The organism is Herbaspirillum sp. CF444, from assembly GCF_000282135.1.
Taxonomy (GTDB): Bacteria; Pseudomonadota; Gammaproteobacteria; order Burkholderiales; family Burkholderiaceae_D; genus Herbaspirillum.
In genome coordinates this window covers 174,232-191,752 of the sequence record NZ_AKJW01000059.1, presented here as the reverse complement: position 1 = coordinate 191,752, position 17,521 = coordinate 174,232, and the positions used below count along the sequence as shown (strand labels likewise).

At 61.3% G+C, this 17,521-nt stretch carries 16 protein-coding genes; 7 read left to right on the top strand and 9 right to left on the bottom strand.

Going from position 1 to position 17,521, the window contains the following annotated elements:
* Positions 1–3 precede the first annotated feature (3 nt).
* The 4 genes from PMI16_RS12635 to PMI16_RS12620 form a co-directional block, all read right to left on the bottom strand.
* The gene (locus PMI16_RS12635; protein ID WP_007880046.1) at positions 4–1,578 is read right to left on the bottom strand and encodes a methyl-accepting chemotaxis protein; all 1,575 of its coding nucleotides are present in this window, start codon (positions 1,576–1,578) and stop codon (positions 4–6) included.
* Between the two features lie 217 nt (positions 1,579–1,795).
* On the bottom strand, positions 1,796–2,881 hold the full coding sequence (locus PMI16_RS12630; RefSeq protein ID WP_007880044.1) for a lactonase family protein: 1,086 nt from the start codon (positions 2,879–2,881) through the stop codon (positions 1,796–1,798).
* A 101-nt stretch (positions 2,882–2,982) separates the two neighbouring features.
* Positions 2,983–4,566, bottom strand: coding sequence for a galactarate dehydratase (gene garD, locus PMI16_RS12625; protein ID WP_007880041.1), 1,584 nt, complete (start codon positions 4,564–4,566; stop codon positions 2,983–2,985).
* A gap of 47 nt (positions 4,567–4,613) precedes the next feature.
* Complete coding sequence (locus tag PMI16_RS12620) at positions 4,614–5,903, bottom strand: MFS transporter (protein WP_237719856.1); 1,290 nt, start codon at positions 5,901–5,903, stop codon at positions 4,614–4,616.
* 386 nt (positions 5,904–6,289) lie between these two features.
* On the opposite strand from PMI16_RS12620, the gene PMI16_RS25900 reads away from it, so the two are divergent.
* Positions 6,290–6,520: a hypothetical protein gene (locus PMI16_RS25900; protein WP_157212621.1), complete on the top strand. Its 231-nt coding sequence runs from the start codon at positions 6,290–6,292 to the stop codon at positions 6,518–6,520.
* Here the strand turns inward: PMI16_RS25900 and PMI16_RS12615 are convergent.
* From PMI16_RS12615 to PMI16_RS12605, 3 genes are all read right to left on the bottom strand, one after another.
* On the bottom strand, positions 6,502–6,921 hold the full coding sequence (locus tag PMI16_RS12615; RefSeq protein WP_007880037.1) for a CHRD domain-containing protein: 420 nt from the start codon (positions 6,919–6,921) through the stop codon (positions 6,502–6,504). The genes PMI16_RS25900 and PMI16_RS12615 overlap by 19 nt on opposite strands.
* A gap of 64 nt (positions 6,922–6,985) precedes the next feature.
* Positions 6,986–9,238: a xanthine dehydrogenase family protein molybdopterin-binding subunit gene (locus PMI16_RS12610; RefSeq protein ID WP_007880035.1), complete on the bottom strand. Its 2,253-nt coding sequence runs from the start codon at positions 9,236–9,238 to the stop codon at positions 6,986–6,988.
* Positions 9,235–9,705: a (2Fe-2S)-binding protein gene (locus tag PMI16_RS12605; RefSeq protein ID WP_007880033.1), complete on the bottom strand. Its 471-nt coding sequence runs from the start codon at positions 9,703–9,705 to the stop codon at positions 9,235–9,237. Before PMI16_RS12605 ends, PMI16_RS12610 begins: the two co-directional genes overlap by 4 nt.
* Before the next feature lie 262 nt (positions 9,706–9,967).
* Between PMI16_RS12605 and PMI16_RS12600 the strand changes: the two genes are divergently transcribed.
* Positions 9,968–10,849, top strand: a complete 882-nt coding sequence (locus PMI16_RS12600; protein WP_007880019.1) for an alpha/beta hydrolase family protein — start codon at positions 9,968–9,970, stop codon at positions 10,847–10,849.
* A 109-nt stretch (positions 10,850–10,958) separates the two neighbouring features.
* Here PMI16_RS12600 and PMI16_RS12595 read toward each other — a convergent pair whose 3' ends face one another.
* Complete coding sequence (locus PMI16_RS12595) at positions 10,959–11,267, bottom strand: hypothetical protein (protein ID WP_007880018.1); 309 nt, start codon at positions 11,265–11,267, stop codon at positions 10,959–10,961.
* Positions 11,268–11,766: 499 nt separating this feature from the next.
* On the opposite strand from PMI16_RS12595, the gene mgrA reads away from it, so the two are divergent.
* Positions 11,767–12,804: an L-glyceraldehyde 3-phosphate reductase gene (gene mgrA, locus PMI16_RS12590; RefSeq protein ID WP_007880017.1), complete on the top strand. Its 1,038-nt coding sequence runs from the start codon at positions 11,767–11,769 to the stop codon at positions 12,802–12,804.
* A gap of 109 nt (positions 12,805–12,913) precedes the next feature.
* Here mgrA and PMI16_RS12585 read toward each other — a convergent pair whose 3' ends face one another.
* On the bottom strand, positions 12,914–13,708 hold the full coding sequence (locus PMI16_RS12585; protein WP_034380226.1) for an IclR family transcriptional regulator: 795 nt from the start codon (positions 13,706–13,708) through the stop codon (positions 12,914–12,916).
* A gap of 205 nt (positions 13,709–13,913) precedes the next feature.
* Between PMI16_RS12585 and PMI16_RS12580 the strand changes: the two genes are divergently transcribed.
* The 4 genes from PMI16_RS12580 to PMI16_RS12565 all read left to right on the top strand — a co-directional run bounded on the left by PMI16_RS12580 (position 13,914) and on the right by PMI16_RS12565 (position 17,521).
* Positions 13,914–14,684, top strand: a complete 771-nt coding sequence (locus tag PMI16_RS12580) for an ABC transporter substrate-binding protein (protein ID WP_007880013.1) — start codon at positions 13,914–13,916, stop codon at positions 14,682–14,684.
* A gap of 94 nt (positions 14,685–14,778) precedes the next feature.
* Positions 14,779–15,435 carry an amino acid ABC transporter permease gene (locus PMI16_RS12575; protein WP_007880011.1) on the top strand — a complete coding sequence of 219 codons (657 nt, stop codon included), beginning with the start codon at positions 14,779–14,781 and terminating at the stop codon, positions 15,433–15,435.
* A complete protein-coding gene (locus PMI16_RS12570) occupies positions 15,432–16,205 on the top strand; it encodes an amino acid ABC transporter ATP-binding protein (protein WP_007880009.1) in 774 nt (257 codons plus the stop codon). Before PMI16_RS12575 ends, PMI16_RS12570 begins: the two co-directional genes overlap by 4 nt.
* A gap of 8 nt (positions 16,206–16,213) precedes the next feature.
* The gene (locus PMI16_RS12565; RefSeq protein ID WP_034380304.1) at positions 16,214–17,521 is read left to right on the top strand and encodes an NAD(P)/FAD-dependent oxidoreductase; all 1,308 of its coding nucleotides are present in this window, start codon (positions 16,214–16,216) and stop codon (positions 17,519–17,521) included.

Below are 17,521 nucleotides of genomic sequence, written 5' to 3'. Positions count from 1 at the left end.
CGGCTACCGGACTGTCGCCACGGCTTGCGCCTCTATCCGGAAAATACTGACCGCGTCGGCCAGCGTGACCGCCTGTGTTTGCAGCGACTGCGCAGCGGCGGCGGCCTCTTCCACCAGCGCGGCGTTTTGCTGCGTGACTTCATCCATCTGCGTGATCGCATTGTTGACCTGACCGATGCCTTCGCTCTGCTCGCGACTGGCCGAACTGATCTCGCCGACGATGTCGGTCACGCGGCGCACGCTCGCCACCACTTCGCTCATGGTCTTGCCGGCGTGCTCGACCAGGCGGCTGCCGGAGTCGACTTTTTCCACCGAGTCGGTGATTAGTTCCTTGATCTCTTTCGCGGCGGCGGCGGAACGCTGCGCCAGGCTGCGCACTTCCGACGCCACGACCGCGAAGCCACGCCCCTGTTCGCCGGCACGGGCGGCTTCCACTGCCGCGTTCAACGCCAGGATATTGGTCTGGAAGGCAATGCCGTCGATCACGCTGATGATGTCGACGATCTTCTTCGACGACTCGTTGATCGCATTCATGGTGTCGACCACTTGCTCCACCACCTCGCCGCCCTTGACCGCGGTCTCGGATGCCGAGTGGGCAAGCTGGTTGGCTTGCTGAGCGTTCTCGGCGTTTTGTTTTACGGTGCCGGTCAGTTGCTCCATCGATGCCGCGGTCTCTTCCAGCGAGCTGGCCTGCGTCTCGGTGCGCGAAGACAGGTCGAGATTGCCCGCGGCGATTTCCTGTGCGCCGGTATTGATGATGTCGGTGCTGCTGCGCACGCGCGAGACGGTAGTGAGCAAGCCTTGCTGCATGTTGCGGATGGAGGCGAACAGACGGCCGATTTCATTGCGGCCCGGATCGGGAATCTTCATGGTCAGGTCACCGTTGGCCACCTGGTCCAGCAGGGTGACGGCGCGGTTCAACGGCGTCAGCACGATGCCGCGCAAGACGAAATGCACCGTCAGCACCAGCGCCAACGCAGCGACCAGACCGACCACCACCAGCCAGACCACCATGTTGTACTCACGCTCGCGTTCGGCGACGATGTCTTCCGACAAGTCCTTGGTCAGTTTCTGGAATTTCTCCAGCAAAGTCGAGAAACTCGCTCCCCTGGCCGTGATGTCGCGGCCGTTGATCGCTGCGTAAGCAGCCGTATCGTTGTTGCGCAACGCGTCGGCGGCCTTGTTCAGCACCTCCGACAACTGCTTGCCGGCATCGACCAGATCCGCCTTGAGCTTGTCGTCCTGTCCTTTGAAGGCCGGCGCCTTGTTGAATTCATCCAGCTGCTTCAGCGTGCGGTCGTAACTGGTCTGTGCGCTCTTCAACGCCGAGTTCTTGACTTCCTGATCGTTCTGCTCTTTCAGTGCGCTATAGGCGCGCGTCAGCGCCGCGCGCGTGCGCGTGGTGTCCTTGTAAGCATCGTTGATGGTCAATGCGCGCGAGGCGACGTCATGCACCATCACGGTCGACTGATTGGCGCGGCCCAGCGCGAAGATGCCGACGGCGGCGCCCAGCGCGATCATGGCGGCGAACAACGCCAACGCTCCCATGAGGCTGAAACGAACGGTGATATTTCGCATTCCCTGCTCCTGTTTATTATGTTTGTTCCGCACGCTCAACGTGACCTTGCCATCTTAGAACAAGGCTGAAAAAACGGTCCGCTTATTTACGCCGTATTTGCGAAAAATCAATGGCAAGGTTGACGAATAGATAATTTTTCAGCGCCAACGACAAATCCCCCGCATGACATCGCGAGGGATTCTTGATCTGCCGCCTTGCCAGGCAAGCCGGGGGAACTCAAGGGAAACTGACGATCTCCACCCAGTTCGGATTCTTGCCCAGCTCATAGTGCTGCAGCGGCGTCAGCGCGCCGGTTTTCTGGTTGATGGCGTAGCTGGTCAGGCCGTTGGACTTTTGTCCGACCGCCAGCAGATACTTGCCCTGCGGATCGATGTTGAAACCGCGCGGCTGGGTCTCGGTCGGCACATTGCCGATCAGCGTCAAGGCGCCGGTCGCGGCATTGACGCGAAAAGCGGCCAGCGTGCTCGACGTGCGTTCGGAGGCATACAGGAAACGGCCGTCCGGCGTCAGGTGAATATCGGCCGCCGCCGGCGCATCGCCCTTGAATCCGGCCGGCACGACCGAGACGCTGCCTTGCAGGGTCAGCGTGCCGTGCGCCGCATCGTAGGCGTAAGTGTTGACCGTGCCGTCGAGCTCATTGGTCGAGAACACATAGCGCAGATTCGGATGGAACACGAAATGGCGCGGGCCGGCGCCGGCCTTGGTGGCGACCGACGGCGGCGTATTCGGCGTCAGCGTGCCGGTGGCGACGTCGAACTTGAATTGCAGGATGACGTCGCTGCCGAGGTTGGACGCAAAGACGAAATTGTTCTTCGGATCGCTGCCCACTGCGTGGGCATTCTTGCCGGTGTTGATGACGACGGCAGGCCCCTGCACCAGACCGGCGGCGCTGATCGGATTGACCGAAATCTTGTGGCCGGTATAGGACGCGGCAAACAGGAAACGGCCGGTCTTGTCGGTCGCCAGGTTCGCCATGTTGTCGGCCAGCGGCACGGTGGACAGCGCCCTGAGTTTGCCGCTTTGCTGATCGACGGCAAAGGTGGTCACGGAATACGGTTGCGAGCGCAGCGAGGCGTACAGGCGGCGATGGTCCGGGCTGAACGCCAGCGGCATGACGGTGCCGCCGGTTTGCACCTGCTCGACCGGCGTGACGCTGCCGTCCCGGTTCAGTCGCATGACGTAGATGTCCTTGCTGTCGGCGTTGGACACGTACACCATCGTGGCGGCATTGACGCCGGCACAGAGTGCGCTGCTCAAGACTGCTGCTACGCCAAGCTTCAGCGCAAAATGCGTGATTCCCATGCTTCCTCCTCAGGGTGAAAAATGCCTCTGCTCTGCAATGAGGCAGAGGCTGTTGGTCTTATCGGGTGCGGCGGTGCGACGTGAATTGCAAATGATGACGATCAGGTAATCGGCGCCGGATTGAACAATGTCAGCGCGTTGTGCAGCTTCCATTTCTCGGCCCAGGTCTGCTTGCGGCCGCTGGCGACGTCCAGCATCAGCTGGAACAGCTCCCAGCCGACGTCGGCGATCGTCGCCTCGCCGCTGGCGATGGTGCCGGCGTTGACGTCCATCAGGTCGTGCCAGCGGCGCGCCAGATCGTTGCGCGTGGCGACCTTGATCACCGGCACCGCAGCCAGGCCGTAAGGCGTGCCGCGGCCGGTGGTGAAGATGTGCAGGTTCATGCCGGCGGCCAACTGCAAGGTGCCGCAGACGAAATCGCTGGCCGGCGTGGCGGCGTAGATCAAACCTTTTTGCTTGAGTTTGTCGCCGGGCGCCAGCACGCCCGAGATCGGGCTGCTGCCCGACTTGACGATGGAGCCCATGGCCTTCTCGACGATGTTGGCGAGACCGCCCTTCTTGTTGCCGGGAGTCGTATTCGCACTGCGGTCGACGCCACCCTTTTTGAGGTAATTGTCGTACCAGTCCATCTCGCGGATCATGGCTTGCGCGACGTCTGCATTGACGGCGCGCGAGGTCAGCTGGTCGATGCCGTCGCGCACTTCGGTCACTTCCGAAAACATCACGGCGGCGCCTGCACGCACCAGCAGATCGGTCGCAAAGCCGACCGCCGGATTGGCCGTCACGCCCGAGAAGGCATCGCTGCCGCCGCATTGCACGCCGACCACCAGATCGGACGCCGGGCAAGTCACGCGACGGCGCTTGTCAAGTTCCTGCAGGCGCGCTTCGGCCATGTGCAGGATGGAAGCTATCATGGAGTTAAAACCGACGTGTTCCGCATCCTGCAGGCAAACGACGTAAGGCTCGCCCTCCTTGTGGATGGGGATGACACTTTCCGGCAGCAGGCGGTTCGGTTGCAGCTTTTCGCAACCGAGGCTGACCACCATGGCCTGGCCGCCAAAATTCGGATTGAGGCTGATGTTGCGCAGCGTGCGGATCGGGATGTCGGCGTTGGGCGCATCGATGGCGACGCCGCAACCGTAGGTGTGTTCCAGCGCGACCACGTCTTCGACGTTGGGATACTTCGGCAACAGCTCCTGGCGGATGCGTTTTACCGCATGCTCGACCACGCCGGCCACGCATTGCACGGTGGTGGTGATCGCCAGCAGGTTGCGCGTGCCGACCGAGCCGTCGGCGTTGCGATAGCCTTCGAAGGTATAGCCTTCCAGCGGCACGGAAGCCGAAGCAGGCGCCTTGCGCGTGGCGATCGGCAGGTTGTCGAGCTCGCGCGCCGGCGGCAGCGTCACCACCGATTCTTCGATCCAGCTGCCCTTGGCGATGTCGCGCGCGGCGTAGCCGATGGCGACGTCGTAGCGGATGATCGCTTCGCCCTGGGGAATATCGCGCAAGGCGATCTTGTGTCCCTGCGGCACCTGGCTGATCAGCGTCAGGCCGTCCGGGAACACCGTCCCGGCAGGCAGGCCGCGGTCGTTGACGACGATGGCGACATTGTCGTTCTCGTGCATCAGGATGTAACGCGGCGTGTTGACGTTGATGCCGGCTTCGCTGTTTGTTTCGGTGCTCATGGCTATTCCCATCTGCTGCAAGTTGTTACAAGATCAAAGCGGCCTCATCACAGAGGCTTTAGTTCGACGCGCTTGATTTCCTTCACGATGACCAGGTAGCTGATCACGGTCACCAGCGCATTGGCGCCGACGAACACCAGCGCGCCCGAGAACGAACCGGTTTCTTTCAGGATATAGCCGATCACGATCGGCGTCGTGATGCCGGCGATGTTGCCGAAGGTATTGAACAGGCCGCCCGACAAGCCGACGATTTCCTTCGGTGCGGTATCGGCCACGACTGCCCAGCCAAGTGCGCCGACGCCCTTGCCGAAGAAGGCCACGGCCATGATGCCGACCACCAGCCATTGCGCATCGACGTAGTTGCACAGGATCATCGTGGTCGACAGCAGCATGCCGCCGACGATAGGGATCTTGCGGGACATGGTGACGCTGTTGCCGCGCTTGATCAGACGGTCCGAAATCAGGCCGCCGACCACGCCGCCGACGAAGCCGCACACCGCCGGAATCGACGCCACGAAACCCGCTTTCAGGATCGACATGCCGCGTTCTTGCACCAGGTACACCGGGAACCAGGTCAGGAAAAAATAGGTAATCGTGTTGATGCAGTACTGGCCGATGTACACGCCCAACAGCATGCGGTTGCTCAGCAACTGCTTGATGTAGCCCCACTTGGCCTTGCCGGCATCAGTGCCGGTGCCTGCAGCTGCTTTCGGCTTGGCCTGGTCCATGTCCACCAACCCGCCGCCCTGTTCGATGTGCTCCAGCTCGGCCTTGTTGATCATCGGGTGATCTTTGGGGCTGTGGATGATCTTGATCCAGATGAAGGTCAGCAGGATGCCGAATGCGCCCATCACGGTGAACACGTGGTGCCAGCCGTAGACATGCGTGATCCAGCCCATCAGCGGCGTGAACAGCACGGCGGCGAAATACTGCGCCGAGTTGAAAATCGCCGAGGCCGTGCCGCGTTCCGCCGTCGGGAACCACGACGCCACGATACGACCGTTGGCCGGGAACGACGGCGCTTCCGCCAGACCGACCATGAAGCGCAGCAGGAACAGCAACACCACCGCAGCGGCAGTACCGAACCAGGTGACGCCGCCTTGCAGCAGCGTGAAGAAAGACCACAGAAAAATGCTCAGCGCATAAATCTTCTTGGAACCGAAGCGATCCAGCAGCCAGCCGCCCGGCAATTGCGCCAGTACATAAGCCCAGCTGAACGCCGAGAAAATATATCCCATCATCACCGGATCGAGGCCGAGTTCGGCCTTCATCGACGTGCCGGCAATCGACAGCGTGGCGCGGTCCGCGTAGTTGACCGTCGTCACCACGAACAGCATGAACAGAATCAGATAACGAACATGACTTGCTTTGGCGCTTGCACGCACGGTGGCGCTTAGCTTTGCGCCGACTTGATCGATACTCACGGACTATCTCCCGACCGGTACCGCGCTTCGGCCGGCGTGCGACAAGACGATAATCCGGATGCCGAAGGCTGATGCGCCGACGGCGGTCTCCTGCTTATTGTCTTGCGGCGCGCAATAGGCTTGCAGCAGCAGTATTTATTATTAAGGGGCTGTAATTCGAAAAATTTGTCATCAGTCGTCATACAACATGAAGCGGAGTATAAACATGCCGATTTCATTTTGCAAATGAATTATCGAGGGTCGGCCAAAAAACCCGCAAAGCCTTATCCAGAGCGAACTACAAGCCAACAACAAAATAGGTGAAAGCGCACTTTCTTTTGTCGCTTTTTGATGTTCGAAGCCGCTTTCAGTCGTCTGAAAATCCTGCTGTTGACGACAAAATCAAGGACGTGTTGTCTGATGATTTAAAAAGATCGAGGGGCGCCAATGAAAAAGCCGCCACCTGCGCGATGACGGCTTGTCCGGATTGTTCCGATAAGGAGGTGAACGCCCCCTCTTCCTCCAAACGGATTTACTTCGGCAACAACTGACCGCGAATCTCGCCGCCTGGATGTGCAGCGCTGTGCACGTTGACGTACAGTCCGCCGGCCATGTAAGCGGCATACTGCTCGTCGGTAAATTTGGCGCCGGCCGGCACGACCCAGCCGTTGTCGCCGTCCTTGGTCAGGCCGACCAGCACCGGACCGTTGGCGCCCGCCGCGCCGGTATGGATATGCGCCATCTTGCCTTCGATGCCGGTGGTCTTGATGCTGCCGCTGACGGACTTGTCGGCAGCCACGCTGATGCTGCCGGCGCCGCTGGCAGTCGATGTATTGGCGGGCACTTCGTTACCGCCCTTGAGCTCGACGCTGACGGTTTGCGCCATCGCGGATATGCCGGTCATCAGCAGAGCGGCAAACAGAGCTGTCTTGATGGTGTTTGTCTTGATCATGATTATTCTCCTCAGTTTTTATGCTTCATGGGAAACCGCCAACGCAGTGTAAAACACAAACGAATCAGATGCTCGCCAGCGCCGCCTTGACCCGCTCCGGCGTAAACGGCACGGTGCGCAGGCGGATGCCGACAGCATCCCAGACCGCATTGGCCAGCGCCGCCGTCACCGGGGATGCCGCCGCCTCTCCGCCACCTAACGGCGGCATGGTGGGCCGGTCGATCAGGTCGATGCGCACCTCCGGCATCGCCGGGAAGGTCAGGATGGGATAACTGGCCCAGTCGACGTTCTGCACCCGGCGCGTGTCGAAACGAATCTCTTCAAACAGGCTGCGCGAGATGGTTTGCAAGATGCTGCCCTCCACCTGGGCGCGCAAGCCGTCGGGATTGATGATCAACCCACAGTCATGCGCGCACGCCACGCGCAGCACGCGGATCTCGCCGCTGCTGCGATCGACCTCGACTTCCATCGCCATGGCGACATAGGTCTCGTTGTGCTTGTAATGCGAATAGGCGATGCCGCGTCCGCGCTTGTTGGTTTTGCTTCCCGCGCTTGCGCTGGCGGCGCGCGCCTCCCAGCCGAACAGCGAGGCCGTGCGCCTGAGCACTTCGGCGCCGCGCGCATCCTTGAGCGATTGCAGACGGAACGCCAGCGGATCAATGCCGGCTCTGGCTGCCAGCTCGTCCGTCATGCACTCGACGGCATAGATGTTGGCGATCTTGCCGGGTGCGCGGATGTTGGCCGGACGCAAAGGCGCGCTGTCGTGCCAGTACACGCCGACCGACACGTTGGCGACGTCATACGGCGGATCGCCGTTCTGCGAAATCAGGCCGGTCGAGATGCCCTTGGGCTGCGGCATGCCCGCGGCCTGCGGCGCCAGCAACGGTACCGTCGGCAGACTCGCTGTCGCGCGCGGCAGCCACATTTCGGTGCGCCAGGCAGTAATCGCATTGTCGGGGCCGAGCGCCGCTTCCAGCGTCAATGCCTGCGGCGGCCCCTTGGGATCGAAGCCGTGTTCATCCTGGCGCGACCATTGCACGCGCACCGGCTTGCCCAACGCCTTCGACATCAGTGCCGCATCCGCTGCGGCGTCGTCATGCCCGTTCATGCCGTAGCAACCGGCGCCGTCGACATAGACCAGCCGCACGGCCTCGTTCGGCAAACCCAGCATTTGCGCGTAGGCGGGACGATAACGATGGGTGCCCTGCGAGGCCGTATAGATAGTGGCGTGCCTGGCGCCGACATCGGCCACCGCGCACGACGGACCGATGGAGCCGTGCGTCTGCGGCGGCCAGTAGTAGCTCGCGCTCAGCTTGCCGGATGCGGCTTGCAACGCAGCAGCTGCATTGCCTTTGTTGACCAAGGTCTCTGCGCCATCGAAAGGACCGTTGCGCAACCATTGTTCGACCTTGTCGTGGCCCATCAGCTTGCCGGCGTCGCTCCAGACCACCTTCAATGCGGCAGCGGCCTGGATGGCATCCCATTCGTCGGGCGCCGCCACCGCGAGAAAGTCGCCGATGCGCACGATCTTCACGCCCGGAAATTTCTTCACCGACGACTCGTCCACCGAGAGAATCTGTGCGCCCTCGCCGGCCGGGCGAAGCACTCGACCATGCAGCATGCCGGGCAACTTCACGTCATGGACATAGGTATGCGTGCCGGTCACCTTGGCCGGCACATCGGGACGCAGCAACGGCTTGCCGACGACGCGATAGGCGGTCGGATTGTTCAGTGGCGCCTTGGCGTCGACCTTGAGATTGAAGCGCTTGCCGCCGACCAGTTCGGCATAGCTCAGGCCGGTGCCGCCGCTCCTGGGGCGCACCACGCCATCCTGCACCATCAGTTCGGACGGTTGTTTCTGCAAACGCTCTGCCGCCAATGCAATCAGCGCCTCGCGCGCCGTTGCCGCGGCCTGGCGAATCTGCACGCCGCCGCGCATGATGCCGCTGCTGCCGGCGGTAGGCCCCTGGTCGGGCGTGAGCGCGGTGTCTCCTTCAATCATCTCGATTTTGTCGACGCCGATGCCCAGCTCTTCCGCCGCCATCTGGCGGATCGCGATACGCAAACCCTGGCCCAGATCGACCTTGCCGGAAAACAGCGTCACCGTGCCGTCCTGATGGATGGCAATGAAACCGTCCACGGCGCTCACGTCCAGCGTCTTGTCCAACAGCGCGTGCGGTTGCGCATTGCCGCGTTTGTCGCGCAACACCTGTTCGGTCGCGTGCACAGACAACGGCAACGCCAACGTCACCACCAGCGCGCCGCCGGCCTTGAGCAACTGGCGCCGGCTCATTTGCATGTCGAATGGCGCGTTCATGCCGGCGTCCTCCCGGAAGCGCGCATCACCGCGCGCACGATGCGCACATGCGTGCCGCAACGGCAGAGGTTGGCGGACAAGGCATCCTTGACTTCGGTTTCGCTCGGTTTGGGATTGGAAGCCAGCAAGGCGGCGCTGGTCATGACCATGCCGTTGGCGCAATAACCGCACTGGGCAGCCTGCTCGGCGATAAAGGCCGCCTGCACCGGATGCGGCTTCTCGGGCGTGCCGAGACCTTCGATGGTGGTGATGGATTTGCCTGCGACCGCCGACAAGGGCGTGATGCAACTGCGCAGCGGCGTCTTGTCGAGCAAGACCGTACACGCGCCGCATTGCCCCAGACCGCAACCGAACTTGGGCCCGGTCAGGCCGATGGTATTGCGCAGCGCATACAGCAAAGGTTGTTCGGGATCGCGGACATCGACGGAACGACGCGCCCCGTTGACGGTGAAAAAGATGGTAGGCATGACGCTCTCCGGGTCTGTGAAGCGTTGACGGCAAATCTGTTGTTTGTTCACTTGCACACCTGTAGCGCGATGGATTCTAGCACGCCGGCCGGAGCGACAACGCCCGTGCCGTCAGCTCGCTGCAAGCCTTGCCGATTATGATTTACACAGTGACAACAGAGACTTTTTTCGTCGCAAAAAATCCTCCGCCAAATCCACGCAAACACCGCCGGTTCACGGATAATTTCAAACGCCGTCTCCAATCACAACCAGAACAAAGACCATGCGCCACTTCCTGCTCTGCCTCAGCCTTGCCGCGACAACCGTTACCGCCGGCACCCAGCAACTCGCCAACGACTTGCATGAGTCGGTCACATCGCTTGATGTGAAGGTCAAGGATTTCTACGGTCGCGAAGAGACCGGCAAAGTCGTGGTGACGCAGTTCAAACCCGATGGCAACGGCCCTTTTCCTATCCTCATCCTCAATCACGGACGGAGCGGGACCAATCGTTCCGATCCGCCGCGCTTTCGCTACACCAAGCAGGCGCGCTTCTTTACCGAACGCGGTTTTGCGGTATTTGCACCGACCCGCATCGGCTACGGCGAACAAGGCACGCACTTCGATCCTGAAGAAAGCGGCTCCTGCTACAGCAAGAACTATGCGCCCATGGCGGAAGCAGCCACCACCGAGATTCTGGCAGTCCTGAAATACGCCAAGGAACAATCCTATGTCGATCCCAACCGCGTGTTGATCGTCGGCCAATCGGTCGGCGGCTACTCGACGGTGGCCACCGCCGCCAAACATCCCGATGGCTTGGTCGCCGCCATCAATTTCGCCGGCGGCTCCGGCGGCGACCCTGTTACCCATCCCGGCATCCCCTGCCAGGGCAACCGGCTGGAGGACATGTACTCCCGCTTCGGCAAGACCACCACGGCGCCGATGCTATGGATCTATACGGAAAACGACCAGTACTTCAATCCCTCGCACAGCAAAGCCTGGCATGCGGCTTTCGTCAAAGCCGGCGGCAATGCCGAATACCGCCTGCTGCCGCCCTTCGCCAAGAACGGGCATACCTTGTTCTCCAACGGAGTTGAAATCTGGTCACCCATCGTTGCGGAATTCCTCGGCAAGCAGGGTTTCAATGCAGCACCGGTGAAACATTAGGCGGCATCTCCCGGGCGATCGCGCAACGAAGCGACCGGCGGGGTCAAAAGAATCGCAGGGACGACGACGATAAAGAAAAAAAGGGGGGGGAGAAACGCCGTAAAACTTCTCAGCGTTTCGTCTGACGACGCTCGCCATGCCTGAGGACGGCGGCGCGTTCTTCGCTGGTCAACTCCAGGATGTCGACATAGACCAGATCGACGGCCTGCTCATAGGACAAGGTCTTGTCCAGTTCCATTTTTTCAGTCAGCAGCGCGTTGGCTTTTTTAAGATTGCCGTCGCAGACATCCCGGATGAAATTCTGCTTGCGCTGAAAATCGGAGAGCGGCGCTTCCAAGCTCGGCGACCTGCCATAGCGCAGCCACAGCAACGCCACGCCGAATACGCCCGCGCCCGCCCCGATCAAAAGGTTTTCCATGCACTTCTCCAGCCGAGTGGTTAATCATTGTTATAACTCGTCACGCAAAACAGGCGCCTGATTTTTGCGCCCCTCATGCATTTGCGATTTTGCTTGGATCCCCCCAAGACTCTTGACCCGGCGTCTCATGTTTCGAGAAATATATTTTTCCCGGCCAGGCGACATTAAGCGGTATTTTTAAGTGCTTCGCAACAAATCTTTACAACATACCAAGATGACTGCGAGAACCGCGCCAGCAAAGCTTTCCGCGTCAGCAATGCGTCAGTTTTTTGTCAGCAAACCGGTGTTTTCCGGTCCTTTTCTTCCGACAATCAAACCTGGCCCGGAAGCACGCAATCCTCATGCCGACACATTGCAAGCTCTCCTCCCCCGCAGCGACGGAAGCTGTACCTTGCTACACGGCACGGTGTAGTACGACGCGTTTGCCGGCATTGGTCTAAGATCATGGCCTCGCCTGTTGGCGCGCATCAATCATTCCGAGAAACAAGGAGAGACATTCATGACCTACCTGGCCTCAAGCACCCGCTATGAATCCATGCCATACCGCAACTGTGGGCGCAGCGGCCTGAAGTTGCCGTTGCTGTCGCTGGGCATGTGGCACAACTTCGGCGACACCAGTTCGCTGGCGAACCAGCGCGACATGCTGCGCACGGCGTTCGACCTGGGCATCACCCACTTCGACCTGGCCAACAACTACGGCCCGCCGTACGGCAGCGCCGAGGCCAATTTCGGTCATCTGTTCAAACAGGATTTCCAGCCGTATCGCGATGAACTGATCATCTCGACCAAGGCCGGCTGGGATATGTGGCCGGGCCCCTACGGACAGGGCGGCGGCTCGCGCAAGTATGTGCTGGCCAGCCTGGACCAGAGCCTCAAGCGCATGAATCTCGACTACGTCGATATTTTCTATTCACACCGCTTCGATCCGGACACCCCGCTGGAAGAAACCATGGGCGCGCTGGCGACCGCCGTGCAGCAAGGCAAGGCGCTGTATGTGGGCGTGTCGTCGTACTCGCCGCAAAAGACCAAGGAAGCGGCCGAGCTGCTCAAGGAATGGAAAATCCCCTGCCTGATCCATCAACCGTCCTACAACATGTTCAACCGCTGGATCGAGCAAGGCCTGCTCGACGAACTGGAACGCCAGGGCATGGGCTGCATCACCTTCACCGCGCTGGCGCAAGGCCTGCTGAGCGACAAGTACCTCAACGGCATTCCGGAAGATGCCCGCATCAACCGTGCCGGCGGCGGCTCGCTCAAGGGCGATCACCTGAGTCCGGAAAACCTGGCGCGCGTGCGCGTGCTCAACGACATCGCCAGGGCGCGCGGGCAATCGCTGGCGCAGATGGCGCTGGCGTGGGTGCTGCGCGATCCGCGCGTGACCTCGACACTGATCGGCGCCAGCAGCAGCAAACAGATCCGCGAGAACGTGGCGGCGCTGGACAAGCTGGACTTCACGACGCAAGAACTGGCGGCGATTGACGAGCAGGCGAAGGACGGTCACCTTAATTTGTGGGAAGTATCTTCACGCCATCAATAAGGAATCAAGAAGGGTCGGCGCATCGCCGCTCGTGTTCTTGTGAACGTCGCCGAAGCCGCCGCAGAGAGAGATTTCTGCGGCGGTTTTTCTTTTCTGCAACCAGACGAAATCAGGTCAATGTACGTATCGAATTGCTGATCGCGCGTCCGCATTCCAGCACCAGCGGCCCCAGGCGCTTCTCCGCTTCTTCCTGCGTCCAGCGGCTGGTCGGCGCCACCACGTGCACGGCCGCCACCGGCATGCCCTGATTGTTGAGGATGGGCGAGGCGATCGTCATGTCGCCGAGGAAGAGTTCTTCCACGTTGCAGGCATAGCCCTTTTCGCGAATCGTCTCCAGCACTTGCAGGATGTCGTCGATGTCGGTGCGCGTGTGCTGCGTGCGCACGATCAGGTCGGTAGCCTGCAGCTGGCTGCGCGCCTCTTCCGGCGGCAAGGCGCTCAGGTAAGAACGTCCCGACGCCGTGCAATACATGGGAATGCGGCTGCCGATGGGCATGTGGATGGGAATGAATTTGCTGCTCACGAAGCGCGCCACGTAGACCATCTCCTGGTCATAGGGCTCGGTCAGGTTGACGGTCTCGCCGGTGATGTTCGCCAGCTCGGACAGGAAAGGATTGGCGACGTCGACGAGAATGTCGGCGGCGAGGTAGTTGTAGCCTACTTCCATGACCTTGGGCGTCAACTGATAGCGCCGCGTCTGGGAATGCTTGCGCACATAGCCCAGTGCTTCGAGCGTGTAGATCATCCGCTGCGCCGAACTCTTGGTGATCGAGGTGGCTTCCGCCACTTCGGCCAGCGTCATGGTGCGGCGCTGTGCGCTGAAGGCGCGCAATACCGCCAGCCCCTTTTCCAGGGACTGGTTGAACAACAGGTCGGAAGCCTCACGCGGCTCCTTCGTTTCCATCTCACTCATTGCAAACCTCGTGGTGGCGAATCTCTGGGCTGACTATCCACGCTTATTATAAATCGTATCGAATATCGATACAATAATATCTATTGACGATATTTTAAATGCGAATATACTTATTTTCGTAGCGTTTATTGATGTTCAATCCGTCAAACCCGGTCGCCCGCCGATCCGGCCGGACTCATACCAAAAAGGGAAATGTATGAAACCGTTCACCTCTCTTCGCAAACACCTGTTCAGCACCGTCCTTCTTTTTGCCGCCGTTTCCGCCTCTTCTGCCGTTTTCGCGCAAACGTCTTACACCGTCGGCGCCACCTCGACCGGCGTGCCGTTCACCTTCCTCGACATCAAGACCAACAAGCTGCAAGGCATGATGGTCGATACCGTGACCGCCGTCGGCAAGAACGCCGGCTTCACCGTCAACGTGCAGCAGACGCCTTTCGCAGCGCTGATCCCTTCGCTGACGTCGAACAAGATCGACATCATTGCCGCCGCCATGCTCAAGACCGCCGCGCGCGCGCAGATCGTGGACTTCAGCGATCCGGTGTATTCGTATGGCGAAGGCTTGTTCGTCAATGCCGAGGACAAGCACGTCTACAAGTCGCTGGATGACCTGAAGGGCGAGATCGTCGGCGCGCAGGTCGGCACGGTGTTCGTCGATGCGCTCAACAAGAAAGGCGGCTTCAAGGAAGTGCGCGTCTACGACTCCATCGCCGACATGATGCGCGACGTCGGCCTGGGCCGCATCAAGGCCGGCTTCGGCGATCGTCCTATCGTGGCGTATCAGTTGTCGCAAGGCGCCAATCCGCAAGTGCGCCTGGTCAAGGAATACCAATCGACGCTGATGGGCGACGTTTGCCTGGTGGTGCGCAAGGGCGAGACGCAATTGCTGGAACGCCTGAACAAGGCCATCGCGACGGCAAAGGCCGACGGTACGATCGCCCGCATCGTGCAACAGTGGAACCTGAACTAAAGCATTCCCGCGCAGGCTGCCGGTCATCCGGCCAGGGCAGCCTGCGACTGAATCCCTCCATTTTCCACCTGCTCTTTACCCAGTCGAAAACGCCATGCTTATCCAGAACATGCTCGATTTCCTGCCCATCCTGCTGCGCGGCGCATGGGTGACGGTCGAGGTCACGATCTATGCCTTCATCCTGAGCTCGCTGATCGGCCTCGCGCTGGCGCTGATGAAACTCTCGCGCTGGCGAGGCCTGGCGCTGACCGCCGCGACCGTCATCAATATCATTCGCGGGCTGCCGATCATCGTGCAGCTGTTCTACATCTATTTCGTGCTGCCCGAATTCGGCATCCAGCTGAGCGCCTTCCAGGCCGGCGTGATCGGACTGGGGATTGCGTACTCCGCCTATCAGGCCGAGAATTTCCGCGCCGGCATCGAAGCCGTCGACGTCGGCCAGATCGAGGCGGCGCAATCGATCGGCATGAAGAATCCCATGATCATGCGCCGCGTGGTGCTGCCGCAGGCGTTTCGCATCGCCCTGCCGCCCTACGGCAACACGCTGGTGATGATGCTCAAGGATTCGTCGCTGGTGTCGACCATCACCGTGCTGGAAATGACGCGCGCCGGCCAGATGATCGCCTCTTCCACCTTCCAGAACATGACGGTCTACACCATGGTGGCGATCCTGTACCTGCTGCTGAGCCTGCCGCTGGTATTCATCATCCGCCGTCTGGAAATCCGTACCGGCAAAGGAAAAGCCAAATGATCGAGGTCAAGCAGATCCATAAATGTTTCGGCAAGCACGAAGTATTGAAAGGCGTGTCGCTGCAGGTTGCACAAGGCGAAGTCGTGTGCCTGATCGGGCCGTCGGGCTCGGGCAAATCCACGGTGCTCCGCTGCATCAACGGACTGGAAACTTACGAAGCCGGCGAGATCCTGATCGACGGGCAACGCGTCGACAGCATGTCGCCGTCCATCCACCAGTTGCGCACGCGGGTCGGCATGGTGTTCCAGCGCTTCAATCTGTTCCCGCATCGCACGGTGCTGGAGAACGTGATCGAAGGCCCGATCTTCGTCAACAAAATCGCCCCCGACGTCGCCAGGAAGTCCGCCATGGCGCTGCTGGAAAAAGTCGGCCTGGCGCAACGCAGCGACGCTTATCCCAACCAGTTGTCCGGCGGCCAGCAACAACGCGTGGCGATTGCCCGCGCACTGGCGATGCAGCCGCAGGCGATCCTGTTCGATGAACCGACCTCTGCGCTCGATCCCGAACTGGTGGGCGAGGTGCTCGCCGTGATGCGCACGCTGGCGGCCGACGGCATGACCATGATCGTGGTCACGCATGAGATGGGATTCGCCCGGGAAGTCGCCGACCGCGTCTGCTTTTTGCATAGCGGCACGATTGTCGAAGAAGGCTCGGCCAAGGACGTGCTCGGCGCGCCTCAGCATGCGCGCACCAAGGATTTCCTGCGCCGCATCCTGGCGCCCCAGATCGGCGTGCAAGGCGATCATCCGGGAACGGCGGTCGCGCCATGAGCAAAGCCATGGATCAAACGCCGGCCGGCGCCGCCCTGCCGCCATCGCTGTGGGCCGCCACCGCAACCGAGGCGATAGCGATAGCGACGGCGACACCGCCCTGCACCGAATCAAAAACGGTCGACGTCGCCATCATCGGCGGCGGCTACACCGGCTTGTCCGCCGCGTTGCATCTGGCCGAGGCAGGCGTGAACGTCTGCGTGCTGGAAGCCAGCGAGCCCGGCTGGGGCGCTTCCGGGCGCAACGGCGGCCAGGTCATCCCCGGACTCAAGTATGACCCCGATCAGTTGCGCGTCATGTTCGGCTCCGCCAAGGCCGAAGGCCTGATCGACACCATAGGCAAGGCCGCCGATACGGTATTCGACCTGATCGCGCGTCATAACATCGACTGCGACGCGGTGCGCAACGGCTGGATCCAGCCGGCGCATTCGGCCGCCGTCATGCCCGTGCTGGAAAAGCGCGCCGCGCAATGGGCCGAGCGCGGCGCGCCGATCGAATTGCTGGACCGGGACGCGGTCGCGCGCCGCATCGGCACCTCCGCCTATGTCGGCGCCTGGGTCGACCGCCGTGCGGGCAGCATCCATCCGCTGAAATATTGCCGCGGCCTTGCGCGCGCAGCGCTGGCGCAAGGCGTCGCCATCCATGGCAACACGCCCGTCGTCAGACTGGAACGCCAGGGACAACGCTGGCTGCTGCATACCGGACAAGGCGCCATCATCACCGCCGAGCGCGTGATCATCGCCACCAACGGCTACACCGGCGCGTTGTGGCCGCAGCTGAAACAGTCGGTGATTGCGGCCAACAGTTTCATCGTTGCGACACGTCCGCTGCCCGCCGCGCTGGGCGACAGCATCCTGGCGGGCAAGGAAGTGGTGTCCGATTCGCGCCGGCTGCTGCTGTATTACCGCCGCGATGCCGAAGGCCGCCTGCTCATGGGCGGACGCGGCCCCTTTCCCGATCCGCGGGGACCGCAAGACTTCGCGCATCTGGAACGTTCGCTGGCGCTGCTGTTTCCGCAACTGGCGGAGGTCGGCTATGAATACCGCTGGGCCGGTCGCGTGGCGATTACGCGCGACTTCCTGCCGCACGTCCATGAACCGGCTGCCGGACTGACGATTGCACTCGGCTACAACGGCCGCGGCATCGCCATGGCCAGCACCATGGGGCGTTGCCTGGCGCAACGCCTGACCGGCGACGCCGCCACGCCCTTCCCGTTTCCGGTCAGCACGATACAGCCGATTCCTTTTCACGGATTGCAGCGCTTCTACATCGCCGCCGGCGTGGCGTATTACAGCGTTCTCGACAAGCTGTCGTAA